The sequence below is a fragment of the Bariatricus sp. TF06-38A genome (assembly GCF_027690675.1).
Classification (GTDB): Bacteria; Bacillota; Clostridia; order Lachnospirales; family Lachnospiraceae; genus Allocoprococcus; species Allocoprococcus comes.
This window is the reverse complement of sequence record NZ_JAQFCE010000015.1, coordinates 1-623: the sequence shown is the minus strand read 5'-3', so window position 1 is coordinate 623 and position 623 is coordinate 1. Positions and strand designations below refer to the sequence as shown.

Below are 623 nucleotides of genomic sequence, written 5' to 3'. Positions count from 1 at the left end.
TGATGTTGGCATATTCCTGAATGGCTTCCACCCATTGTTTTGCGTCATTGGCAAGCTGGACTTCATCGGACAGCCGCTTTCTGCCCTCGGACACTTTTGTTTTAAGTTCCGTCTGCTCGGTCTGTGTCTTTTCCAGCATGGTGTTGAAGTTCTGCTCACTGATACGCCCTGCAATCATATCTTCATAAAGCCGCATTACCATTTTGTCCAGAACCTCAATCCGTTCCTCTCCGTTCCTCGTCCCTTGTAAGGGAGCGTTCCATTGCTTCCCGCTGTTCCCGCTGCTCGGCTTCACAGGTATTGGTCAGGCGGTCAGCAACCGCTTTCCCGTCCATCAGGGCAGCTCTGGCACATTCCCGGATTTTCCGCAGCACATGACTGTAAAGGGTGTCATAATCAATCCGGTGCTGGGTGCAGTGGTTCTTTTTCCCACACTCGCCGCATTTTATCAGTCCGGCAAACAGGCTGATTTCATTGGTCTGCCCCGGACGCTGGCGGGATTTCAGCTTGTTCTGCACAATGTCAAAGCTCATGCGGTCAATCAGCGGTTCATGCTGTCCTTCCACTACAATCCAGTCCTCCGGCTTCTTTTCCCCAATCGTGCCGATTTTGAAACGGTAGTC

The 623-nt window shown here is 51.8% G+C and carries 1 pseudogene; it reads right to left on the bottom strand.

The window, feature by feature from the left end:
• Positions 1-623, bottom strand: a pseudogene (locus tag PG418_RS11720) (recombinase family protein); the annotation flags it as partial.